Raw genomic sequence first — 409 nt, 5'->3', positions numbered from 1 at the left:
ACCGTGGCCGGCGCCAACGCGAGCGCCAACCTGTACTCGTTGCTGGAGACCTGCAAGGTCAACGGCGTTGATGGGTACCAGTACCTGCGCTCGCTGCTAGTGGCACTTCCACGGGCCAGGACCGTCGTTGACTACGAGGCCTTGCTGCCCTGGCGACTGGCGCGGTGATCCACCGCCTGACAGTTCGAGGCGCGAGATGGCTCAGTGCAAATCGGCCGCAGCACCACAGCACTTCTTGAACTTCGCCCCGCTCCCACAAGGGCACGGATCATTGCGCCCCACCTTGGGCTGCATCGACTTGGCCATCTCCCGCTGATAGACAGCGAGCCGAAGTGGCAGCCAGTGAGCGTGCATGTCCAGAACAGCCGGCGGGATTTGTTGAGCCAGCTCCGATCGCATGGCCGGTGTT

2 protein-coding genes are annotated in these 409 nt (G+C 63.6%); one reads left to right on the top strand and one right to left on the bottom strand.

The window, feature by feature from the left end; genetic code table 11:
- The first annotated feature begins 3 nt into the window (after nt 1–3).
- Nucleotides 4–168, top strand: coding sequence for a transposase domain-containing protein (locus FJV41_RS57585; RefSeq protein ID WP_220138055.1), 165 nt, complete (start codon nt 4–6; stop codon nt 166–168).
- A gap of 33 nt (nt 169–201) precedes the next feature.
- On the opposite strand, the gene FJV41_RS57580 is transcribed toward FJV41_RS57585, so the two are convergent.
- A partial coding sequence (locus FJV41_RS57580) for an SEC-C metal-binding domain-containing protein (protein WP_181791641.1) occupies nt 202–409 on the bottom strand: 208 nt, incomplete at its 5' end.

Source organism: Myxococcus llanfairpwllgwyngyllgogerychwyrndrobwllllantysiliogogogochensis, assembly GCF_006636215.1.
Classification (GTDB): domain Bacteria; phylum Myxococcota; class Myxococcia; order Myxococcales; family Myxococcaceae; genus Myxococcus; species Myxococcus llanfairpwllgwyngyllgogerychwyrndrobwllllantysiliogogogochensis.
Note: the sequence above shows the minus strand (reverse complement) of the source record. Positions and strands in the feature narration are given on the sequence as shown.